Origin of the sequence: Streptomyces sp. NPDC048269, assembly GCF_040652395.1 — a bacterium.
Lineage (GTDB): Bacteria > Actinomycetota > Actinomycetes > Streptomycetales > Streptomycetaceae > Streptomyces.
This window is the reverse complement of the sequence record NZ_JBEZLW010000030.1, coordinates 14,470-35,743: the sequence shown is the minus strand read 5'-3', so window position 1 is coordinate 35,743 and position 21,274 is coordinate 14,470. Positions and strand designations below refer to the sequence as shown.

At 69.9% G+C, this 21,274-nt stretch carries 25 protein-coding genes and 1 pseudogene; 18 read left to right on the top strand and 8 right to left on the bottom strand.

Annotation, left to right across the window (positions count from 1 at the left end; translation table 11 throughout):
- The first annotated feature begins 76 nt into the window (after positions 1-76).
- The 8 genes from hemL (at position 77) to AB0D48_RS26420 (ending at position 8,411) form a co-directional block, all read left to right on the top strand.
- Complete coding sequence (gene hemL, locus AB0D48_RS26455) at positions 77-1,399, top strand: glutamate-1-semialdehyde 2,1-aminomutase (protein WP_362401830.1); 1,323 nt, start codon at positions 77-79, stop codon at positions 1,397-1,399.
- Complete coding sequence (locus tag AB0D48_RS26450) at positions 1,396-2,076, top strand: histidine phosphatase family protein (RefSeq protein WP_362401827.1); 681 nt, start codon at positions 1,396-1,398, stop codon at positions 2,074-2,076. The genes hemL and AB0D48_RS26450 overlap by 4 nt, the downstream gene beginning before the upstream one ends.
- 213 nt (positions 2,077-2,289) lie before the next feature.
- Positions 2,290-3,534, top strand: coding sequence for a hypothetical protein (locus AB0D48_RS26445; protein WP_362401824.1), 1,245 nt, complete (start codon positions 2,290-2,292; stop codon positions 3,532-3,534).
- Positions 3,535-3,600: 66 nt separating this feature from the next.
- Positions 3,601-4,242: a TlpA disulfide reductase family protein gene (locus AB0D48_RS26440; protein ID WP_362401821.1), complete on the top strand. Its 642-nt coding sequence runs from the start codon at positions 3,601-3,603 to the stop codon at positions 4,240-4,242.
- A 4-nt stretch (positions 4,243-4,246) separates the two neighbouring features.
- The gene (locus AB0D48_RS26435) at positions 4,247-5,020 is read left to right on the top strand and encodes a cytochrome c biogenesis CcdA family protein (RefSeq protein WP_362401818.1); all 774 of its coding nucleotides are present in this window, start codon (positions 4,247-4,249) and stop codon (positions 5,018-5,020) included.
- 13 nt (positions 5,021-5,033) lie between these two features.
- Positions 5,034-6,743, top strand: a complete 1,710-nt coding sequence (locus tag AB0D48_RS26430) for a cytochrome c biogenesis protein ResB (protein ID WP_362401815.1) — start codon at positions 5,034-5,036, stop codon at positions 6,741-6,743.
- Positions 6,740-7,822, top strand: coding sequence for a c-type cytochrome biogenesis protein CcsB (ccsB, locus tag AB0D48_RS26425; protein WP_362401813.1), 1,083 nt, complete (start codon positions 6,740-6,742; stop codon positions 7,820-7,822). The genes AB0D48_RS26430 and ccsB overlap by 4 nt, the downstream gene beginning before the upstream one ends.
- A gap of 25 nt (positions 7,823-7,847) precedes the next feature.
- Positions 7,848-8,411, top strand: a complete 564-nt coding sequence (locus AB0D48_RS26420; RefSeq protein WP_362401809.1) for an SRPBCC domain-containing protein — start codon at positions 7,848-7,850, stop codon at positions 8,409-8,411.
- 176 nt (positions 8,412-8,587) lie between these two features.
- Here the strand turns inward: AB0D48_RS26420 and AB0D48_RS26415 are convergent, their stop codons facing one another.
- Complete coding sequence (locus AB0D48_RS26415) at positions 8,588-8,890, bottom strand: PLD nuclease N-terminal domain-containing protein (protein WP_362401806.1); 303 nt, start codon at positions 8,888-8,890, stop codon at positions 8,588-8,590.
- 90 nt (positions 8,891-8,980) lie between these two features.
- On the opposite strand from AB0D48_RS26415, the gene AB0D48_RS26410 reads away from it, so the two are divergent.
- Genes AB0D48_RS26410 through mqnP form a run of 3 tightly spaced genes read left to right on the top strand, consistent with a single transcriptional unit; the run spans position 8,981 to position 11,840 of the window.
- The gene (locus tag AB0D48_RS26410) at positions 8,981-10,438 is read left to right on the top strand and encodes a menaquinone biosynthesis decarboxylase (protein ID WP_362401804.1); all 1,458 of its coding nucleotides are present in this window, start codon (positions 8,981-8,983) and stop codon (positions 10,436-10,438) included.
- Positions 10,435-10,914, top strand: a complete 480-nt coding sequence (locus tag AB0D48_RS26405) for a hypothetical protein (RefSeq protein ID WP_362401802.1) — start codon at positions 10,435-10,437, stop codon at positions 10,912-10,914. Before AB0D48_RS26410 ends, AB0D48_RS26405 begins: the two co-directional genes overlap by 4 nt.
- A complete protein-coding gene (mqnP, locus tag AB0D48_RS26400; RefSeq protein ID WP_362401992.1) occupies positions 10,914-11,840 on the top strand; it encodes a menaquinone biosynthesis prenyltransferase MqnP in 927 nt (308 codons plus the stop codon). The genes AB0D48_RS26405 and mqnP overlap by 1 nt, the downstream gene beginning before the upstream one ends.
- Here mqnP and AB0D48_RS26395 read toward each other — a convergent pair.
- Complete coding sequence (locus AB0D48_RS26395; RefSeq protein WP_362401989.1) at positions 11,837-12,379, bottom strand: rhomboid family intramembrane serine protease; 543 nt, start codon at positions 12,377-12,379, stop codon at positions 11,837-11,839. The two genes, mqnP and AB0D48_RS26395, sit on opposite strands and share 4 nt — an antisense overlap.
- A gap of 150 nt (positions 12,380-12,529) precedes the next feature.
- On the opposite strand from AB0D48_RS26395, the gene AB0D48_RS26390 reads away from it, so the two are divergent.
- Complete coding sequence (locus AB0D48_RS26390; protein ID WP_362401799.1) at positions 12,530-13,195, top strand: UbiX family flavin prenyltransferase; 666 nt, start codon at positions 12,530-12,532, stop codon at positions 13,193-13,195.
- A gap of 24 nt (positions 13,196-13,219) precedes the next feature.
- Here the strand turns inward: AB0D48_RS26390 and AB0D48_RS26385 are convergent, their stop codons facing one another.
- Positions 13,220-13,354, bottom strand: a complete 135-nt coding sequence (locus AB0D48_RS26385) for a hypothetical protein (protein WP_362401796.1) — start codon at positions 13,352-13,354, stop codon at positions 13,220-13,222.
- A 121-nt stretch (positions 13,355-13,475) separates the two neighbouring features.
- On the opposite strand from AB0D48_RS26385, the gene AB0D48_RS26380 reads away from it, so the two are divergent.
- The 5 genes from AB0D48_RS26380 (at position 13,476) to AB0D48_RS26360 (ending at position 17,952) form a co-directional block, all read left to right on the top strand.
- On the top strand, positions 13,476-13,931 hold the full coding sequence (locus tag AB0D48_RS26380; RefSeq protein WP_031145086.1) for an Lrp/AsnC family transcriptional regulator: 456 nt from the start codon (positions 13,476-13,478) through the stop codon (positions 13,929-13,931).
- A 52-nt stretch (positions 13,932-13,983) separates the two neighbouring features.
- Positions 13,984-15,147, top strand: coding sequence for an aminofutalosine synthase MqnE (gene mqnE / locus AB0D48_RS26375; protein ID WP_362401792.1), 1,164 nt, complete (start codon positions 13,984-13,986; stop codon positions 15,145-15,147).
- A 156-nt stretch (positions 15,148-15,303) separates the two neighbouring features.
- On the top strand, positions 15,304-15,828 hold the full coding sequence (locus AB0D48_RS26370; RefSeq protein WP_362401789.1) for a GNAT family N-acetyltransferase: 525 nt from the start codon (positions 15,304-15,306) through the stop codon (positions 15,826-15,828).
- Between the two features lie 126 nt (positions 15,829-15,954).
- Positions 15,955-16,227, top strand: coding sequence for a DUF4229 domain-containing protein (locus tag AB0D48_RS26365; RefSeq protein ID WP_362401986.1), 273 nt, complete (start codon positions 15,955-15,957; stop codon positions 16,225-16,227).
- Between the two features lie 399 nt (positions 16,228-16,626).
- Entirely contained in the window at positions 16,627-17,952 is a 1,326-nt protein-coding gene (locus tag AB0D48_RS26360; protein ID WP_362401786.1) for a dicarboxylate/amino acid:cation symporter, read from the top strand.
- 84 nt (positions 17,953-18,036) lie between these two features.
- On the opposite strand, the gene AB0D48_RS26355 is transcribed toward AB0D48_RS26360, so the two are convergent.
- The 4 genes from AB0D48_RS26355 to AB0D48_RS26340 form a co-directional block, all read right to left on the bottom strand.
- Positions 18,037-18,351, bottom strand: a complete 315-nt coding sequence (locus AB0D48_RS26355) for a hypothetical protein (protein ID WP_362401783.1) — start codon at positions 18,349-18,351, stop codon at positions 18,037-18,039.
- Complete coding sequence (locus AB0D48_RS26350) at positions 18,348-19,748, bottom strand: hypothetical protein (RefSeq protein ID WP_362401780.1); 1,401 nt, start codon at positions 19,746-19,748, stop codon at positions 18,348-18,350. Before AB0D48_RS26350 ends, AB0D48_RS26355 begins: the two co-directional genes overlap by 4 nt.
- On the bottom strand, positions 19,745-20,185 hold the full coding sequence (locus AB0D48_RS26345; RefSeq protein ID WP_362401777.1) for a hypothetical protein: 441 nt from the start codon (positions 20,183-20,185) through the stop codon (positions 19,745-19,747). Before AB0D48_RS26345 ends, AB0D48_RS26350 begins: the two co-directional genes overlap by 4 nt.
- Positions 20,186-20,259: 74 nt before the next feature.
- On the bottom strand, positions 20,260-20,376 hold the full coding sequence (locus AB0D48_RS26340) for a hypothetical protein (protein WP_362401983.1): 117 nt from the start codon (positions 20,374-20,376) through the stop codon (positions 20,260-20,262).
- 71 nt (positions 20,377-20,447) lie between these two features.
- Between AB0D48_RS26340 and AB0D48_RS26335 the strand changes: the two are divergent.
- Positions 20,448-20,787 (top strand): annotated as a pseudogene (locus tag AB0D48_RS26335) (helix-turn-helix domain-containing protein); the annotation flags it as partial.
- A gap of 321 nt (positions 20,788-21,108) precedes the next feature.
- Here the strand turns inward: AB0D48_RS26335 and AB0D48_RS26330 are convergent.
- Positions 21,109-21,270, bottom strand: a complete 162-nt coding sequence (locus AB0D48_RS26330; protein WP_362401774.1) for a hypothetical protein — start codon at positions 21,268-21,270, stop codon at positions 21,109-21,111.
- Positions 21,271-21,274 lie beyond the last annotated feature (4 nt).

The window sequence follows — 21,274 nt, the reverse complement described above, 5'->3', positions numbered from 1 at the left end:
ATCATCATGGCAGTGACCTCCCCCGCGGCGGCGCGGTGAAACGCCCGTCCGCAAGTCTGTCGCGGCCTCTGAGACCATGGCAGGTGTGAGCAACCCGTACCCGTATGAAGCCCCAGTTTCGCAGACGCTCTTCGAGCGCGCCTCCCTCGTGACCCCCGGCGGCGTGAACTCTCCTGTGCGCGCCTTCCGCGCCGTGGGCGGTACGCCCCGGTTCATGGTGTCCGGCACCGGTCCGTACCTCACCGACGCCGACGGCCGGGAGTACGTCGACCTCGTGTGCTCGTGGGGACCGATGATCCTCGGCCACTCCCACCCCGAGGTGATCGAGGCCGTCCAGGCGGCCGTCGCCCGCGGCACCTCCTTCGGCACGCCCGGCGAGGGCGAGGTCGCGCTCGCCGAGGAGATCGTCGCGCGGATCGAGCCCGTCGAGCAGGTGCGGCTCGTCTCCTCCGGGACGGAGGCCACGATGTCGGCGATCCGGCTGGCGCGCGGCTTCACCGGCCGGGCCAAGGTCGTGAAGTTCGCGGGCTGCTACCACGGCCACGTGGACGCGCTGCTGGCCGCCGCCGGTTCCGGGCTCGCGACCTTCGCGCTGCCGGACACCCCCGGTGTCACGGGTGCGCAGGCCGGCGACACGATCGTCCTGCCGTACAACGACCTGGACGCGGTCCGGACGGCCTTCGCCGCGCACCCCGGCGAGATCGCCTGTGTGATCACCGAGGCCGCGCCCGGCAACATGGGCGTCGTGACCCCGGCCGAGGGCTTCAACCAGGGGCTCGCGGACCTGTGCCGCGAGAACGGCGCCCTGTACATCTCCGACGAGGTCATGACGGGTTTCCGTACGAGCCGTGCCGGCTGGTACGGCGTCGACGGGGTCAAGCCGGACCTGATGACCTTCGGCAAGGTCATGGGCGGAGGCTTCCCGGCCGCGGCCTTCGGCGGCCGCGCGGACGTCATGGGGTACCTGGCTCCGGCCGGCCCGGTCTACCAGGCGGGCACGCTCTCCGGTAACCCGGTCGCCACCGCCGCGGGCCTCGCGCAGCTGCGCCTGCTGGACGCGGCCGCGTACGAGAAGGTCGACGCGGTCTCGAAGGAGATCCAGGGCCTGGTCACCGCGGCGCTCGCCAAGGAGGGCGTGGCGCACCGGCTGCAGACCGCGTCCAACATGTTCTCCGTCTTCTTCACCGAGGACGAGGTCCGCAACTACGACGACGCCAAGAAGCAGGAGTCCTTCCGCTTCAACGGCTTCTTCCACTCGATGCTGGCGCAGGGCGTCTACCTGCCGCCGTCCGCCTTCGAGTCCTGGTTCGTGTCCACCGCCCACGACGAGCGCGCGGTCGAGCGGATCGCGGCGGCCCTGCCGGCCGCCGCCCGGGCCGCCGCGGAGGCCACCGCATGAGCAGCAGCGAGATCACCGTCGTGCACCTGGTGCGCCACGGGGAGGTGCACAACCCGGACGGGGTCCTCTACGGGCGCCGGGACGGCTACCACCTGTCCGAGCTGGGCCGGCAGATGGCCGACCGGGTCGCGGAGCACCTGGAGAACCGGGACATCACCTACGTGGTGTCCTCCCCGCTGGAGCGGGCGCAGGAGACGGCAGCGCCGATCGCCAAGATCCAGGGCTTGGACGTGGCGACGGACCGGCGGCTGCTGGAGGCGGAGAACGTCTTCGAGGGCAAGACCTTCGGAGTCGGCGACGGCGCGCTGCGCAAGCCCGGCAATTGGAAGCACCTGACGAACCCGTTCAAGCCCTCCTGGGGCGAGCCGTACGTCGAGCAGGTGGTCCGGATGATGAGCGCGCTGGAGGCCGCGCGTGACGCGGCCCGCGGCCACGAGGCGGTGGCGGTCAGCCACCAGCTGCCGATCTGGATCGTGCGCAGCTTCGCGGAGAAGCGCCGGCTGTGGCACGACCCGCGCCGCCGCCAGTGCACGCTCGCCTCGATGACGTCCTTCACGTTCCAGGGCGACCAGCTGGTGTCCGTGGGCTACAGCGAGCCGGCCCGGGATCTGGTGCCGGCGCACCTGCTGGCCGGGGCGAAGCCGGTGAAGGGGAAGTCCAAGGCTTTCGGCGCCTGATCCGTGGGCCGTGAGCTGTGGCCCATGAGCCGTGGGCCATGGCCCGTGAGCCGTGGGCCGCTCCCGTTGAGCCACTTCCTGTGACGATCTGTTACAGCTTTACCTAAATAAATACAAGACGCGCGGGAATCACCGTGTCAGCACACAAGCCCAGGCTAATTGTCCGTTTATATAACGGAAGATGGGCTTTGGGTCTGACGACGGGACGGTGACATGCGCGACTTCAGCCGAAGGGGATTGCTCGGCCTCGGACTCGGCGCCGCGGCCACGGCCGTGGCCGCGGCCGGGATCGCCGGCTGCGGCTTGGGCGGCGGCAGCAGGGCCGAGCTGGGTAAACCCGGGCCGGTCAAGAACCCCAAGCCCGGGGAGAGGCCCGCGGCCAGGCCGATCGGTGACGGCTCCACCGCCGACACCGGGCCGCAGCCCAACCAGCCCGCCAAGCCCGTGCCCCTCCAGCCGGGCGAGACCCCGCCGCAGTTCGTCGTGTTCAGCTGGGACGGGGCGGGGGAGGTCGGCAACGGCCTCTTCCCCCGCTTCCTCAAGCTCGCCAAGGACCACGGCGCGGCGATGACCTTCTTCCTCTCCGGCCTCTACCTGCTGCCCGAGTCGAAGAGCGGCCTCTACCGGCCGCCGAACAATACCGTCGGAGCCTCGGACATCGGCTACCTCAAGGACGAGAACGTCCGCTCCACCCTCACGCACGTCCGCCAGGCCTGGCTCGACGGGCACGAGATAGGCACCCACTTCAACGGCCACTTCTGCGGCGGCTCCGGATCGGTGGGCAAGTGGACCCCGGACGACTGGCAGAGCGAGATCGACCAGGCCGTGTCGTTCGTCACCAACTGGCGTACGAACACCGGCTTCACCGACCTCGAACCCCTGCCCTTCGACTACCGCAAGGAACTGACCGGCGCCCGCACTCCGTGCCTGCTCGGCCGGGACAACCTGCTGCCGACCGCCCAGAAGCTGGGCTGGCGCTACGACTCCAGCTCGCCCGGCGGCCTGCAGGTCTGGCCGGTGAAGAGGTCGGGCGTCTGGGACCTGCCGCTCCAGTCCCTGCCCTTCCCCGGGCACTCCTTCGAGGTGCTGTCGATGGACTACAACATCCTCGCCAACCAGTCGAAGAACACCACCAGGGGCGTGCCCGCCAATTACCCGGGCTGGCGCACCCAGGCCACCGCCACCTACCTCGGCGGCTTCCGGCGGGCCTACGAGACCAACCGCGCGCCCCTCTTCATCGGCAACCACTTCGAGGAGTGGAACGGCGGCATCTACATGGACGCCGTCGAGGAAGCCCTCAAGGGCATGGCGGACAAAAGGGATGTAAGGCTCGTGTCCTTCCGGCAGTTCACCGACTGGCTGGACGTCCAGGACCCCAAGGTGCTCGACAAGCTCCGCGCCCTCGGCCCCGGCGAGTCGCCCGCCGTCGGCTGGGCCTCGTACCTCGCCGCCGCCTGACCAGGGCGCCCGCACCCCACCGGGGGGTGCGGTAGATCCACAAATTGCTCATGCGAAACTTTTCACATGAGCCTTAGCCGCGCGCTTGTCCGTCGAAGTAGCCGCCGCTCGACCAGCGGCCGTGCCGCCCTGCTGACCGCGGTGACCGTCGCGGGCGTCATGACCCTGACGTCCTGCGGCGGCTCGGACGACGGCGGCAAGTCGACCGGCTCCGGTGGCAACTACGTCACCGGCCCGAGCGGCATCTCCAGGGTGGCCCAGGGCAAGCGGGACGAGGCCCCGAAGCTCGACGGCGAGACCGTCGACGGCGGGACCCTCGACACCACCACCCTCAAGGGCAAGGTCGTCGTCCTCAACGTCTGGGGCTCGTGGTGCCCGCCGTGCCGGGCCGAGGCGCCGGGCTTCGCGAAGGTGTCCAAGGAGCTGGCCGACGCCGGCAAGGACGTCGCCTTCGTCGGCATGAACACCCGCGACACCAGCAAGCAGAGCGCGGCCTCCTTCGAACAGGACTTCGGGATCACCTACCCGAGCCTGTTCGACCCCGTAGGGAAGCTTATGCTCCGCTTCCCCAAGGGCACCCTCAACCCGAACGCGATCCCCTCCACGATCATCCTCGACAAGGAGGGCCGGGTCGCCGCCCGCACTCTGTCCGCGGTGAGCGAGGAGGAACTCCGCTCGATGATCGACCCGATCCTCGCGGAGCGGTGACCTCGTGGTCGAGTACGTGCTCGCCGCCGGAGCGACCGGCGTGAACACCACCGTCCTCAACGGAGCGCTGCTGCTGGCGCTGCCCATCTCGGTCCTCGCCGGGCTGGTCTCCTTCTTCTCGCCCTGCGTGCTCCCGCTGGTCCCCGGCTACCTCTCCTACGTGACCGGCGTCAGCGGCGCCGACCTCGCCGAGGCCCGGCGCGGGCGGATGCTGGCGGGCGCCCTCCTGTTCATCGCCGGCTTCACGGCCGTCTTCGTCTCCACCGGCGCGCTCTTCGGCTACTTCGGCGAGACCCTCCGGGAGAACAACGAGATCATCTCCCGGGTCCTGGGCGGCCTGGTGATCCTGCTGGGCCTCTTCTTCATGGGGGCGATCCCGGGTCTGACGATGCGGGAGTTCCGCTTCCACAAGAAGCCGACGGCGGGCCTGGTCGGAGCCCCGCTGCTCGGCGTGCTCTTCGGCGTCGGCTGGACCCCCTGCATGGGCCCGACGCTCGCCGCCGTCACCACGCTCTCCCTCGACCAGGCGAGCGCCGGCCGGGGCGCGCTGCTGACCGTCGCCTACTGCCTGGGCCTCGGCCTGCCGTTCATCCTCGCCGCGATCGCCTTCCGCAAGGCGCTCGGCGCGTTCGGCTGGGTGAAGAAGCACTATGCGTGGGTGATGCGCATCGGCGGCGGCATGCTGATCCTGACCGGTCTGCTGCTCGTCACAGGAATGTGGGACAGCATCGTCAGCGACATGCAGAGCTGGACCCAAACCTTCACGGTGGGGATCTGAGGACTACACGGACATGAGTACGACCGACAACGCGTCCACCGAGGCGCCGCACGAGTCCGCCACGGCTGACCCCGCCGAGGCCGCGGCCGGCGCCCAGCTCTCCACCGCCCCGTCGGAGGACAGCCCCACCGGGCCGGCCGTCGGCATCGGGGTGATCGGCTGGGCCCGCTGGTTCTGGCGGCAGCTCACCTCCATGCGGGTGGCGCTGATCCTGCTCTTCATGCTGTCCCTGGGCGCGATCCCGGGCTCCCTCATCCCGCAGACCAACGTCGACGCGATGAAGGTCGCCGTCTGGAAGAGGGACAACCCGTCCTGGGTGGGCGTCGCCGAGAAGCTCCAGCTCTTCGACGTCTACAGCTCGGTGTGGTTCTCCGCGATCTACCTGCTGCTGTTCATCTCGCTGATCGGCTGCATCCTGCCGCGGTCCTGGCAGTTCGTGGGTCAGCTCCGCGGCCGCCCACCGGGCGCCCCCAAGCGCCTGGACCGACTGCCCGCCTACACGACGTGGCGTACGGAGAAGTCCCCCGACGAGGTGCTCTCGTACGCGGGGACGCTGCTCGGCGGGCGGCGCTTCCGCACCGAGGCGGGCGGCGGGAACTCCGTCGCCGCGGAGAAGGGCTACTTGCGCGAGGCCGGGAACCTGGCCTTCCACGTGGCGCTGATCGTGATGCTGGTGGCCTTCGCCTGGGGGCAGTACTTCAAGTCCGAGGGCGGCAAGCTCGTCCTGCGCGGCAGCGGCTTCTCGAACACGCTCACCCAGTACGACGACTTCAAGTACGGCAGCCTCTTCGACCCCGACGACCTGCCGCCCTTCTCGTTCACCCTCGACAGGTTCGACGCCACGTACGAGATGTCCGGCCCGCAGAGGGGCACCCCGCGCGACTTCAAGGCGTACGTCACCTTCAGCGACGGCCCGGACGGCAAGCCGCAGAAGCGCGAGATCCAGGTCAACGAGCCGCTGGAGGTCGGCGGCTCCAAGGTCTACCTGCTCGGGCACGGCTACGCGCCCGTCCTCTCGGTCACCGACCCCAGCGGCAAGGTGATCTTCAAGGACGCCGTGCCGATGCTCCCGCAGGACGGCAACCTCACCTCCACCGGAGCCGTCAAGGTCACCGACGGCTACAAGGACAAGGACGGCAAGAAGGAGCAGCTCGGCTTCAACGCCGTCTTCGTGCCGACCTTCGCCGGCGAGGGCCAGGGCGTGATGTTCTCGCAGTTCCCGGAGCTGATCAATCCGCGGCTCATGCTCAGTGCCTGGCACGGCAGCCTCGGTGTGGACTCGGGCCTGCCGCAGAACGTGTACCAGCTGGACACCTCCAAGATGGAGTCGTTCAAGGACGAGTCGGGCGAGCTGTTCAAGCAGAAGCTGGCGCGCGGCGAATCGATGGTCCTGCCGAACGGCGCGGGCACCGTGAAGTTCGAGGGCATCGAGCGGTGGGCCACCTTCTCCGTCACCCACCAGCCCGGCAGCGGCCTGGCCCTGGCGGGCGCGATCGCCGCCATCGCGGGCCTGGCCGGATCGCTGTTCATCCAGCGCCGCCGGGTCTGGGTCCGCGCGGTGCGCGGCGAGGACGGTGTCACCGTCGTGGAGATGGCGGGCCTCGGCCGCAGCGAGTCCGCGAGGCTCCCGCAGGAGCTGGCGGAGCTCGCCGACCACTTGCACCAGCAGGCGCCGACTGCGCCTGAACCTGTTGAAGAAACCCCTGAAGGAGAGCGCGGATGACGCCGCTCGCAGCCGCAGCCAACGAGAATCTGGCTGAGATCAGCAATTACCTGGTCTATTCGTCGATGGCGGTCTACACGCTCGCCTTCTTCGCGCACATCGCCGAGTGGACCTTCGGCAGCCGCAGCAAGGTGGCCCGTACGGCCTCCGCACTGACCGCGGGCGACGGCGCCGCCGCCCCGGCCGTGCAGGTACGCGGCGCGGCGGGCAGCACCGCCGTCCTCGACAAGCCGAAGGTCGTCACCCGCTCCGCCGTGGGCCGGCGCGACGTGCCCGACGGCCCGGGTGCCGCGGGAGGCACCGAGCAGGGCGACCTGTACGGGCGGATCGCGATCTCGTTGACCGCGCTCGCCTTCCTCATCGAGGCGGCAGGCGTCGTCGCCCGCGCGCTGTCGGTGCAGCGGGCCCCCTGGGGCAACATGTACGAGTTCTCGCTCACCTTCTCCACGGTGGCCGTCGGCGCGTACCTGGTGCTGCTCGCCCTGAAGAAGAACGTCCGCTGGCTCGGCCTGATCCTGGTCACCACGGTCCTGCTGGACCTCGGCATCGCCGTGACCTGGCTCTACACCGACAGCGACCAGCTGGTCCCGGCCCTGCACTCGTACTGGCTGTGGATCCACGTCTCCACCGCGATCTTCTGCGGCGCCGTCTTCTACATCGGTGCGGCGGGCGCGGTCCTCTACCTGTTCCGCGACAGCTACGAGAGCCACCTGGAGGCGGGCCGCAAGCCGGGCAAGTTCCGCACCTCGGTGCTGGAGCGGCTGCCCTCGGCGGCCTCGCTCGACAAGTTCTCGTACCGGATCAACGCGGCCGTCTTCCCGCTGTGGACCTTCACGATCATCGCGGGCGCGATCTGGGCGGGCGACGCCTGGGGCCGCTACTGGGGTTGGGACCCCAAGGAGGTCTGGTCCTTCGTGACGTGGGTGGCCTACGCCTGCTACCTGCACGCCCGCGCCACGGCCGGCTGGAAGGGCCGCAAGGCCGCGTACCTCGCGCTCTTCGCCTTCGCCTGCTGGATCTGGAACTACTACGGCGTGAACATCCTGCTCAGCGGCAAGCACTCGTACGCGGGCGTCTGACCGGCGGGAGTGGGACGCTGGTGTCATGCCTCCTGTGAGCCATGGCACCAGCGAGAGCCCCGGCGAAGGCCGCCTGCGGATCCGCTTCGAGCTGCACCTGCCGTACGGGTACGAGGAGCTGTGGCCCGCCCTGACCACGCGGGAGGGGCTGCGCGGCTGGCTGGCCGAGGCGGAGGTCCTGGAGCGCAGGCTCGGCGGGGCGGTCACATGGCACCAGCTGGGCAGCCCCATGCTGGACACCGGCCGTGTCACGGCGTGGGACGTCGAGCGGGTCGTGGAGTACACGGTGGGCGGGGACGAGCGGATCCGCTTCCACCTGGAGGCGGTGGGGACCGACTCGACGGTGATCCGGTTCATCACCGAGCGCGGCGGGACCGAGCGCGGCGGGACCGAGAGAGCCGGCCCGGACGAGGCCGGGCGCGCGGACTTCCGGGACTCGCCGGACGCCCTGGACTGCCTGGCGGTATGGCACGAGCACTTCGAACTGCTGGAGTCCGCCCTGGCCGGGCGGCCGGTGGACTGGATCACCTGGACGGGTGCCCGCCGGGACGAGCTGCGCGAGGACTACGCGTCCCTGTCCAGGGCGTAACCCTGCCGCTCACGAGTCCGGTCGCACGCCCTGCCGCTCACGAGTCCGGTCGCACGCCCTGCCGCTCACGAGCCCGGCCGCACACCCGGCCGTTCCCCAGACCGGCCGCACGCCCGTCCCGGGCACCGAGGGCACCCGCGTCCTTCCCTGGGCCCGGTGAGCGCCCGGACCTCGTCCTAGTCCTTGTCCTTGCCCGTGTCCTTGTTCTTCTCCTGCTCGTCGCGCAGGGACTTCAGGAACTCCGGGTTGTCGTCGGGCGCGACCCACTGCGCCCGGCGCCCCCGGCCACCGCCGACCGGGGCCCGGTTCTTGCCCGCGGCCAGCCACACCACCGGTCCGACGATGGAGAAGAGCAGGATGATGATCACCCAGACCACCTTGGGGAGGTGCTTGACCTCTTCCTCCGGGGTGTTCAGGCAGTCGATGAAGGCGTAGATGGTCAGCGCGATGATCAGCAGGAAAGGCAGATAGCGCAGCACGGTGTGGGACCGACTCCCGGGCAGTGGCGGCGGGCCCACGACGGGCCCCGGTGACGCTTCCAGGGTAGTTGGTGACGGATACTGACCCCTATGGCTTACGACGATCTCCGCTCGCTGCTCCGGGCTCTGGAGCGGGAGGGCGACCTCAAGCGCATCAAGGCCGAAGTCGACCCGTACCTGGAGATCGGGGAGATCGTCGACAGAGTGAACAAGGCGGGGGGCCCGGCCCTCCTCTTCGAGAACGTCAAGGGCTCGGCGATGCCGCTGGCCATGAACGTCTTCGGCACCGACCGCCGGCTCCTGAAGGCCCTCGGCCTGAAGTCGTACGGCGAGATCAGCGAGAAGATCGGCGGGCTGCTGAAGCCGGAGCTGCCGCAGGGCTTCGTCGGTGTGCGCGAGGCCTTCGGCAAGCTCGGCTCGATGGTGCACGTGCCGCCGAAGAAGGTGAAGGGCGACTCCGCGCCCGTCCAGGAGGTCGTCCTCACCGGCGACGACGTGGACCTCGACCGGCTGCCGGCCCTCTTCACCTGGCCCAAGGACGGCGGTTCCTTCTTCAACCTCGGCCTCACCCACACCAAGCACCCCGAGACCGGCGTACGCAACCTCGGCCTCTACCGCCTCCAGCGGCACGACAAGCGCACCATCGGCATGCACTGGCAGATCCACAAGGACAGCCGCAACCACTACGCGGTCGCCGCCAAGCGCGGCGAGCGGCTGCCCGTCGCGATCGCCTTCGGCTGCCCGCCCGCGGTGACGTACGCGTCGACCGCTCCGCTGCCCGGCGACATCGACGAGTACCTGTTCGCCGGCTTCGTCGCCGGCAAGCGGATCGAGATGGTCGACTGCAAGACCGTGCCGCTCCAGGTCCCGGCCAACGCGGAGGTCGTGATCGAGGGCTGGCTGGAGCCGGGGGAGATGCTCCCGGAGGGCCCCTTCGGCGACCACACCGGCTTCTACACCCCGCAGGAACCCTTCCCCGCACTGAAGATCGACTGCGTGACGATGCGCAAGCGTCCGCTGCTCCAGTCGATCGTCGTCGGCCGCCCGCCGACCGAGGACGGGCCGCTGGGCCGCGCGACGGAGCGGTTCTTCCTCCCGCTGCTCAAGATCATCGTGCCGGACATCGTGGACTACCACCTGCCCGAGTCGGGCGGCTTCCACAACTGCGCGATCGTCTCGATCGACAAGAAGTACCCGAAGCACGCACAGAAGGTCATGCACGCCATCTGGGGCGCGCACATGATGTCGCTGACCAAGCTGATCATCGTGGTGGACGCCGACTGCGACGTCCACGACCTGCACGAGGTGTCCTGGCGGGCGCTGGGCAACACCGACTACTCCCGCGACCTGACCGTCGTGGAGGGACCGGTGGACCACCTCGACCACGCCTCGTACCAGCAGTTCTGGGGCGGCAAGGCGGGCATCGACGCGACGAAGAAGCTGCCCGAGGAGGGGTACACCCGCGACGGCGGCTGGCCCGACATGGTCGAGTCCGACCCGGCGACCGCCGCCCTCGTGGACCGCCGCTGGAAGGAGTACGGACTGTGAGCCCCGTCGCCATGGGCGGTCCTGCCCTCTTCATCGGCACCGACACGACGTACGTGGCCCTCGTGCGCCCGGGCCTCGACCCGGCCGACCCGGACGTCCGGCTGGCCGCCGAGCAGGCCGGGGTGTCGGCCGAGGAGTTCGCCGGGCCCGGCAATGTCTGGGCGCTGATGTGGGACCAGGACAGCGACGAGGGCGGCGGCTTCGAGCTGCCCGGCCTGCGGGACGCGGAGGCGGAGGACTTCGCGGACCGGCTGCTGGCCGAGCTGTCCTTCGAGACCGGCCCGTTCATCGTCGCGGCGGGCGAGGTGCTCCGCCTGCAGGCCCGCCCCGGCCCGGGCGGCGAGGCCTGCGGCTTCCAGGTCCACATCACCCCGCCGGAGGGCGAGGAACCGGCCCCGCTCACCCTGGAGATCCCTCCGGCGCCCGTCGCCGCACTCCGCGCCGACCTCGAAGACTTCCGCCGGAGCCTCGCATGATGACCACCGCCGACGGTGTGCTCGGACCCGGATCCGGCCCCGCGCCGCAGGCCACCGGCAAGGTCAAGGCCTTCTTGCGGCTCGTCATGATCGAGCACTCGGTCTTCGCGCTGCCCTTCGCCTACATCGCCGCGCTCACCGCCATGTTCCAGCTCGACCGGAACGTGCACTGGGGCAAGCTGCTGCTCGTCACCGTCTGCATGGTGGGCCTGCGGACCTTCGCGATGGCCGCCAACCGGATCATCGACCGCGAGATCGACGCCCGGAACCCGCGTACGGCCGGCCGCGAGCTGGTCACCGGCGCGGTCTCCGTCCGCTCCGCCTGGACCGGGGCCGGGATCGCGCTCGCCGTCTTCCTCGGCTCGGCGGCACTGCTGAACCCGCTCTGCCTGGCGCTGGCGCCCGTCGCGGTGGTCCCGATGGTGGTGTACCCGTACGGCAAGCGGTTCACGAACTTCCCGCACGCCATCCTGGGCCTGGCCCAGGCGATCGGCCCCGTCGGCGCCTGGCTGGCGGTCACCGGCGAGTGGTCCTGGGACGCGGTGATCCTGGGACTCGCGGTGGGCGTGTGGATCGGCGGCTTCGACCTGATCTTCGGCTCCCAGGACGTGGCCGCGGACCGAGCGGAGGGCGTCAAGTCCGTCCCGGCCCGCTTCGGCGTCCCGGCCGCGCTCTGGGGTGCTCGCGGCGCGCACGTCGTGACCACGGCCCTGCTGGTCTGGTACGGACTCGCCACGGAGGCGGGGGTGCTGTTCTGGTCGGGCCTGGTGATCGTCGCCTGCGCCTTCTGCTACGAGCACACCATCGTGAAGCCGCACGACCTGTCCCGCCTGAACCGCGCCTTCTTCACGGTCAACGGCTTCATCGGCATCGCCCTGTTCGTGTGCGCCCTGGCGGACCTGGTGGCCCGCGGCCTGACCTTCTAGACCGGGAGCGCCCCACCGCGGGCCGGCCGACGGAAGAACAGGGCCGTCAGCACGCCGGCCGCGAGGCCGCAGAGGTGGCCCTGCCAGCTGACCTCGGTGTTCGTCGGCAGCATGCCGAGGAAGAAGGAGCCGCCCCAGATCGCAGCGATCACCACTCCCACCGCGATGCCGAGGACCTTCCGCTCGACGAAACCGCGGACCACGAGGTAGCCGAAGAGGCCGAACACCAGGCCCGAGGCGCCGGCGGTGTTGGTGTGCGAGGGGGATATCAGCCAGACGCCGATCCCGTCCCCGAGGATCACGAGGGCGCTGGCGGCAAGGAAGTGACGTATGCCGCTGAGCGCGGCGACGAAGCCGAAGATCAGCAGCGGGACGCTGTTGGCAGCCACGTGCGCGAAGCCGAAGTGCAGGAACGGGGCGGTGAGGATGCCGCCGAGTCCGTCGGCATCGCGCGGGGTGATCCCGTACGGATCCAGCGCGTGCCCGGTGGCGAGATCGATGACCTCGATCACCCACAGCAGGGTCACCCAGCCGAGCATCAGCTTGGCCGCGGCCTTCGCGCGGTCGGCCTGTGTCCAGGTGTCCTGAGCCGTGCTCACGGTCGTTCCCCTCGTCGTGCGTCCCACCCCCTGGAACGTGCGGCCACCATAGCGAGTGCCCGCCCGTGGTGGCCGGATAGTCTCGGAGGTATGACTGAGCGCAAGCGCACCCCGTGGGTGGTCGGGGTTTCCGGGGCGTCCGGGACGCCGTACGCGGCGGCGGTGCTCCGCGGGCTGCTCGCGGCGGGGGAGAGCGTCGACCTGGTGGTCAGCCGGGCTTCGCGCCTCACCCTGCTGGACGAGACCGGGATCGCCTTCCGTGACGCGCACTGGCGCGACGATCTGACGCAGTGGCTGACGTACGGCGCCGACGGCAAGCCGGGGACCTTCCCGCCCTTCGAGGGCGATGTCCGGTACTGGGGCGCCGGGGACCTGGCGGCCGGGCCGAGTTCGGGCTCGTACCCCGTCAAGGGGATGCTCATCGTCCCCGCGTCCACGGCCTGCGTGGCAGGGGTGGCGCTCGGACTGTCGAAGGACCTGCTCCAGCGCGTCGCGAGCGTGACGCTCAAGGAGCGGCGCCGGCTGGTGGTCGCGGTACGGGAGACCCCGCTGAACGGGCAGACGCTGAAGCATCTGGTGGCGCTGGACGAGGCGGGCGCGATCGTGCTGCCCGCCTCTCCGGCGTTCTACGCGGGCGCGACGCACATCCAGGACCTGGTGGACTTCGTCGCGGGGCGGGTGCTGGACGCGGCAGGGGTGCCGCACCGGCTGTACCGCCGTTGGGAGGGAGAAATCAGGGGGCACCCCCAGCGGTAGCCGGGGGAGGAACTCGCCCCCGGGTCAGGCCTTCTTGGCCCGGACCGGCTTGCGGGTCTTGTCGACGCGGTAGGCGGCGGCGGGCTGGTGGGCACGGGATCGGTTGGCCAGCTCCTGGAGCTGTCGCATGTGTGCGTAGGCCATCTCGATCGTGTACACGGTGAACCACTCCTGAAGATCGTCATTGATCTGTTGAAAGATTCACAGGGCGTTGACCCTGTGTGCCTTAGATTCTATACCTAAACTTGCAGGATCGCCGAATAATGGAAGGCTCCACGTAATGGACACGGTGGACAGGCAGCTCATCCAGGCACTTCGCGAGAACGGTCGTGCCTCGTACGCGGAGCTGGGCCGTCTCGTGGGCCTCTCCGGCCCCAGCGTCACCGACCGCATCAACCGGCTGGAGACGGCCGGCGTCATCACCGGCTACCGCGCGACGGTGGCCGCGGCCGAACTCGGCCTCGGCGTCACGGCGCTGATCGGCATCTCCCTCTCCGACGCCGCGGACCACGAGGACGTGGCCCGGCGGCTGCGCGACCTCGCGGAGATCGAGGACTGCTGGTTCATCGCGGGTGACGACTCCTTCATGCTGAAGGTGCGCGCCAGCGACGTGGACGGCCTGGAGAAGATCATCCGCAAGCTCTCCGGCACCAAGGGCGTCTCGCGCACCCGTACCACCATCGTGCTCTCCACGAAGTGGGAGAACCGGGTCGGGGAACTGCCCGAGGAAGGCTGAGAGTACGGTTGGTCGGGTTGCAGGACAGGTTTCTAGAGGAGGCGACCGGCTGATGGACGCTGGGCTCAAGCGCGAGCTGGAGGAGAAGGTCCGCTCCGGCGAGCGGCTGACCCGTGAGGACGGCATCGCCCTCTACGAGTCGGACGACCTGGCCTGGCTCGGTGGCCTCGCCCACGAGGTGCGGACGCGCAAGAACGGCGACGTCGTGCACTTCAACGTCAACCGCCACCTCAACATGACGAACGTGTGCACCGCGTCGTGCGCGTACTGCTCGTTCCAGCGCAAGCCGGGCGAGAAGGACGCGTACACGATGCGCATCGAGGAGGCCGTGCGCCTGGCCAAGGCCATGGAGAACGACAACCTCACCGAGCTGCACATCGTCAACGGCCTGCACCCGAACCTGCCGTGGCGCTACTACCCCCGCTCGCTCTCCGAGCTGAAGAAGGCGCTGCCGAACGTCTCGCTGAAGGCGTTCACGGCGACCGAGATCCACCACTTCGAAACGATCTCCGGGATGTCGGCTTCCGACATCCTGGACGAGCTGATCGAGGCCGGCCTGGAGTCGCTCACCGGCGGTGGCGCGGAGATCTTCGACTGGGAGGTCCGGCAGCACATCGTCGACCACCGCACCCACTGGGAAGACTGGTCGCGCATCCACCGGCTCGCGCACTCGAAGGGCCTCAAGACCCCTTCGACGATGCTGTACGGGCACATCGAGGAGCCGCGCCACCGCGTGGACCACGTGCTGCGGCTGCGCGAGCTCCAGGACGAGACCGGTGGCTTCCAGGTCTTCATCCCGCTGCGCTACCAGCACGACTTCGTGGACATGCAGGACGGCAAGGTCCGCAACCAGCTCCAGGCGCGGACGACGATGGCGACGGGCGCCGAGGCCCTGAAGACCTTCGCGGTGTCCCGCCTCCTCTTCGACAACGTGCCGCACGTCAAGGTCTTCTGGGTGATGCACGGCGTGCAGACCGCCCAGCTCGCGCTGCAGCACGGCGCGGACGACATGGACGGCTCGGTCGTCGAGTACAAGATCACGCACGACGCGGACAACTACGGCACCCCGAACAAGCTGGGCCGCGAGGACCTGCTGGAGCTGATCCGCGAGGCGGGCTTCCGGCCGGTCGAGCGCAACACGCGCTACGAGATCATCCGCGAGTACCCCGGCCCGGACGCGGGTCTGCGGGAGGCGCCGCAGGCGATGCGCCTCTGACCTCACGGTCTGCCCTGCGACAACGGAGCCCCGATCCGGCCGGATCGGGGCTCCGGCGTTTCCGGATCCGGCGTTTCCGGCCCCGGCGTTTCCTGACCTGGCATTGCCCCCGGCGGTTCTCTGGACCCGGATTTATGTAATAGGTAGCATAGGGTTGTGTCTATTACCTTCACTCTGGATCCGGTCGTCGACCCCGCCCTGCGCGCGGGGATCCTCAGTCTGTGGACGGACGTGTCCAACACGGGCGGCGCGGTGGGCTTCGTACCCCCCGTCACCGCCGACGACATCCGCCCGGCGCTGATCCGTCAGCTCGCCGCCGTCGCCGACGGGGGCAGCCGCCTGGTCGTCGGGCACGACGAGGAGGGACGGGTCGCCGCCACCGCCTTCCTCACCCACAACACGCACCGTCTCCAGCTCCACTGGCTGTGGGTGTACACGGTGATGGTCCACCCCCGCCACCAGGGCAAGGGCGGCGGACGCGGTCTGATGGCCGCGGTGGAGGAGGCGGCCCGCTCGATCGAGGGCATCGAGGCGATCCGCCTCGGCGCCCGCGGCGGCCACGGCCTGGAGCACTTCTACGCGGCCTGCGGCTACAAGGAGGTCGGCCGCGTCCCCGACGCCATCCGCGTGACCCCGGGCGACGACCGCGACGACATCACGATGCTGCTGCCGCTGCGCTGACCCCAGCGGGCGGAGGCGGCGTCCCGGCGTGCTTCACTGGACGGGCACGTGCCGCCGTACGACCACGACGAGAGAGAAGGGGTCACCGTGTCCCTCAAGCCGAGCGCAACGATCCGCTACACCGCGATGCGGCTGGGCATCTTCGTCGGGTGCCTCGTCGTCGTCGCGGGCCTGGTCCGCCTCGGCTGGGTGCCCGCCGGGCTCGGGGACGCGAACTTCGCCTGGGTCGTGCTGCTCGCCCTCGTGGTGTCCGCCCCGCTCTCCTTCGTCCTCCTGCGCAAGCAGCGCGACGAAATGTCCGAGCAGATCTCCGGCCGCGTCGCGGGTGCGAAGCAGAAGCTCGCCGAGAACCGCAGCCAGGAGGACCTGGCCGACGACGCGGCGCGCGCGAACTCGTAAACAGCCCAGTTGGGTTCATCACACACCGAACCGCCCCAGCGACGGGACTACCGCCCGTAACGCTGGGGCGTTCGGTTTTTCCGGGGCCCTGCGGCGCCGAGCGGAGGAGAGCCCGGGGGCCTCGCGCGGCCTGACTCAAAGAACGCCTTTGAGATTCCCAAAGGAGAAGTGTTAGCGTGTTCGACATGTCGACCACAGCTGCGCACCCGATGACCGCGAGCGTCCCGCTCGTGTCGCGCCTGCACGTCGACCTCTGCCGCCGCGTGTCCGCGGCCTGTTGCTGTTGAGCTGAAACGATCCAGCAGCGGTCCTGGCGGTCCCGGCCGGCCCTTCCTGGCGGCTGCCGCACCGCGTCACCACCGCAGAACTTCCCCTGTCTTCGTGCGCCATCTCCGGAGAGTGTCCGTGTCCGCGACCCCCCAGGCCCCCGCCAAGGCCTCGTCCTCGTTCAAGTTCCCCTTCTGGGCCCAGATCATCGCCGGTCTGGCCCTGGGCGTCCTCTTCGGGTGGATAGCCCGCAGCCAGGACGTCAGCTGGCTCGGCACCACGCTGGAGAAGGTCGGCGACATCTTCGTCCAGCTGCTGAAGCTGGCCATCGCCCCGCTCGTCTTCTTCGCCATCCTGGTGTCCATCACGAACCTGCGGAAGGTGAACAACGCCGCACGGCTCGCCTCCCGCACGCTGCTCTGGTTCATGATCACATCGCTGATCGCGGTCGGCATCGGCCTCGCGATCGGCTTGCTGACCGACCCGGGCGCAGGCACCGGCCTCACCGCCGCCGACGGCAAGGAGCCGAAGAAGGCCGGCTCCTGGATCGACTTCCTGACCGGGATCGTGCCGACGGACATCGTCACGCCGTTCACCGAGCTCAAGGTCCTCCAGATCGTCTTCCTGGCCGTCGTCGCCGGCATCGCCGCCCTCCAGCTGGGCGGCAAGGCCAAGCCGGTCCTCGACCTCGCGGAGTCCGCCCTGGAGCTCCTCCAGAAGGCCCTGTGGTGGGTCATCCGCCTCGCCCCGATCGGCACCGTCGGTCTGATCGGCACCGCGATCGCCACGTACGGCTGGGACCTCATCGGCAAGTACGCGACCTTCACCGCCGACATCTACGTCGGCTGCGCCCTCGTGATGTTCGGCGTCTACCCGCTGCTGCTCGCCACCGTCGCCAAGGTCAGCCCTCTGCAGTTCTTCAAGGGCGCCTGGCCGGCCATCCAGCTGGCCTTCGTCTCCCGCTCCTCGGTCGGCACGATGCCGGTCACCCAGAAGGTCACCGAGCGCCTCGGCGTCCCGAAGGAGTACGCCTCCTTCGCCGTCCCGTTCGGCGCCACCACCAAGATGGACGGCTGCGCCGCGATCTACCCGGCGCTCGCCGCGATCTTCATCGCGCAGATTTTCGACGTGCAGCTGGGCATCAAGGAGTACCTGCTCATCGTCTTCGTCTCGGTCATCGGCTCGGCCGCGACGGCCGGTCTGACCGGCGCGACGGTCATGCTGACGCTGACCCTCTCCACGCTGGGCCTGCCGCTGGCGGGTGTCGGCCTGCTGATGGCGATCGACCCGATCCTGGACATGATGCGCACCGCCACCAACGTGGCCGGTCAGGCCCTGGTCCCGGTCATCGTCTCGGCCCGCGAGGGAATACTGGACAAGGAGGCCTACGCGACCGCTTCGGCCTCCCCGCTGGACGAGCCCGCCGCCGCGCGGGAGCCGGTGGCCGTGGCCGCCTGACCCCTGGCCGCCCGGCCCGTCCTGAACTCGCCGCAGCCTCCGCCCCCGTCCGGGCGGGGGCTGTGGCGTTTCCGCGCGCCGGCGTCAGACCGTCTGCGCGCGGAGGTACGCGACCGCCGCGAGCAGGAACGGCGTGGCGAACCACCACCGGCCCAGGGTCCGGCGGAACACCGGGGTGATGGTGATCAGCAGCCCCAGAAGACACAGGACGACCGACACGTCGGCCATGAAGCGGACGTCCTCGCGCGCACGGTCGTCGCCCGGCTCCACCTGCCCGAACAGCGTGAGGAAACAGAAGTACGCAGCCGGCAGGTAGAGGAGAACGAGCGGAACGCCCAGCACCCACTGCAGGCAGCCCCGGTCCTCGGGCAGGTCGATGTTCTCGCGCCGGTGCGTCATCGCATGGCTTCCTTCACTCGGCCCAGGTCGTCGACGAACCGGTCACCATATCCCTGAGCCTTGCCGAGGTCCCAGTAGGGTCCGCCGTTGTAGCGTGCGGCGATCTCCCGCTTCTGGGCCTCGGTCAACTGGTCCGCCGGGACGTCGGCGAAGCTCGTCTCCGCCTTGATCTGTGCCAGGTAGGCCCCGGCGATGAAGGCATTCTGCTTCGGGTCCTGGAGTGCCTGTTCCACCAGGCCGCGCTGCTGCTCGGTGAGGTGCTGGGGGTCGTAGCCCAGCACTTCGGCACCGCGCCGCAGCTGGATGGCGATGGGGCCGTACGAGGTCTCGTCCGACGCGCCGCCGAGCCGGTCCGGGAGGTTCTTCGCGGCGATGGGGCTCAACCCCCACGGCGCCTCGGCCTGTTCGCGAAGCGCCCCCGTCAGGTCGTCGGCGAAGCCGGGCTGGAAGCCCCCGACCTCCTGCCAGGCCACACCCGCGACGAGGTCCTCGGGCAGCCCCGCGTGCGCGGCCGCCGCCCGCAGGATCTCCTTGTTCTGGGAGATCCAGTCGGCACGCATGCCGTCGGTGAAGTTCGGCATCCAGTAGGTGTCGGCCGCATCGGGCAGTCCTGCCACCCGCATCCGGATGTCCTGCAGCTGCGGTGAGATCAGGGTGTCCGGGCCGACCGGCCCGGACATCTCCCGCTTCGGACCGCTGCCCGGCAGGTGGGTCAGCGGGCTGGTGCGGGCCTCCGCCGCCTCCCGGCGGATGTCCGCCATCGCCGCGTACAGGTCGGGCCGGCTGCCGCCGCCCTTGAGCTTGAACTCCGGCAACAGCTCGTACGCCTGCTTCAGCGCGTGCACGCAGGTGCTGCGCGCCTCCTGCTCGACCGTCTTGGCCAGGTGGAAGTCACCGCCTGCGGCGTCGTGGAGCCGATTCGCCTCGTCCCGGATGTCGTCCACGTCCATCGTGAGCTCTGCCAGGCCGTCGAGGAACCCGGTCGTGGCCCGCATGTCCTCCCACTGCTGCATCGGCTCCGCCTCCTGCGCCGTGCGGGTGATCGCGGTGCCCTTCGTGCCGATCAGCGCGGCGAGCGCCCGCTCCGAGCGCTTGCCGTTGCCGTAGTGGGACTTGGCCGTGGTGAGGGCCACGGCGTACGCGTTCAGGGCACTGGCCGCCTTGTCGTAGCCCTCGGCCATGTGGGTCACCAACTGCCGGGCCTCGGCGAGGCGGCCGGTGTAGGTGTGGCTGCCGTCGCTCTGCCACTGCGTACCGGTCTCCGCGCGCCGGGCGGGTTCCCCGACCTGGACGAGGAGATCGCGCAGCCGGCGGAACTCCGCCGCGTTGCGCTCGACGAGCGGCGGACTGCACTCCTCCAGGAACTGGACGTCCTTGTGGTAACTCAAGCTGCTCACTTGGCCTCCGGCTTCACGTACGTGCCCTCGTCGACGATGCGGCTGAGGAAGGACGCGGCGGTGCCGTGGTCCACGTGGGCGAAGCTGGTGCCGGTGGTCTTGAGGCGGGTGGCGAGGCCGGCGAACAGGGCGATCGTGTCCTTGAACTGGTCGTCGGCGAACTGTGCGAAGCGGAGGGTTTGGGCCGCGACGTCCGTGTGCGCCCGGGGTGCGCGGGCCATCGTGCTCGCGTCGCCGTCCGGGCGGCCCTCGTGCAGGAGCGCGGCGATCTCGATGAGGAGGTTGGCGTTGCCGTTGATGGACCCGACCCCGGCCAGCAGGCTGCCGGCCGGGCTGCCGCCCGCCTCGGGCGCCGCCTGGTTGAGCCGCATTGCGGGCGACTGCCGCCCGGCCAGGGCGACAGCCTTGTGCTGAGCCCATTCAGTATCGAACGACACGTGGTTCCCCCTGACTTGACCCGGAAATGATGGATCATGTGCATGCTAATACGGGGAAAACGGCATCGGCGCCGTCAGGAGAGTCTCCAGAGCCGGATGGTGGAGTCGTTGCTTCCGCTGGCGAGGGTTGTGCCGTCGGGGCTGAAGGCCGCCGAAGCCACATCACTGGTGTGGTCGGTGAGGGTGGCGATGTTCGTGCGGGAAGGAAGCGGTCTCCCAGAGTCGGACGGTTGTCGGCAACCACCTTGCGCAGCACCGCTCGCTGTCGCTGGTCGCGATCGGGCTGACGCTCCACATCCAGTCGCTTCCGGCCGGTGCGAAGGTCGGCATCAAGAGGCTTGCGGACCGGTTCCCGGAGGGCGAGGTCCGGATCGCGTGACCTTCCCACCGCCCGAGCCCGACAGGAGGCCTTCGACCTGCTCGCGCGGCTGCGCGCCGACGATCCCCGGTTGCTGCTCCCGGAAAAGGCCGTGAAGCAACTCGCGCCGGGTGTGCAGGCCTGGCTGGACCGCGGTGCCGAGCCCGAGGCCGTACGCCACATCCTGGCCGCGAACCTTCCCGCCGATCTCCGCCATCCGGCGGCCCTCATCGCCTACCGCCTCAGGACAGAGATCCCGGCCCGCATCCCCGCCGCCCCGGCGGCGAGGCCCGCCCGGCGCCCGGACCCTCTCCAGAAATCCGCGCCCGGGGCGTCGGGCAGCAGCTGCAGGTCCAGCTCTGTTCGGGGACGGGCGGTGGAAGAACGCCACGTCCAGGTAGGTACTGGCCGCCGGGGGCGCCAGGGGCACACCCGCCTCCTCGCTGTCGCGCAGACAGCGGGCGAAGTCCGCCGCGGTGCGCGGGGTCAAGCGGTACCTACCGTTCGCGGCCCCCCCTTGGCGTAGGCGTCGCCCGAACGGGGCCGCGGCCGTCCCGCGCCGCCGTCAGGTGTGGTCATGGACCCGCTCCAGGTCGCCGTACTCGGGGTGGTCCCGGTAGGGGAAGTGGCTGGTGAGGGTGACGGCCAGGTCTTCCCCGACGGAGTCGATCAGCTCCCTCCCGGTTCCGGTCCCCCTCTCGAATCGGCCGCCGACGGCTGCCGACACGGCG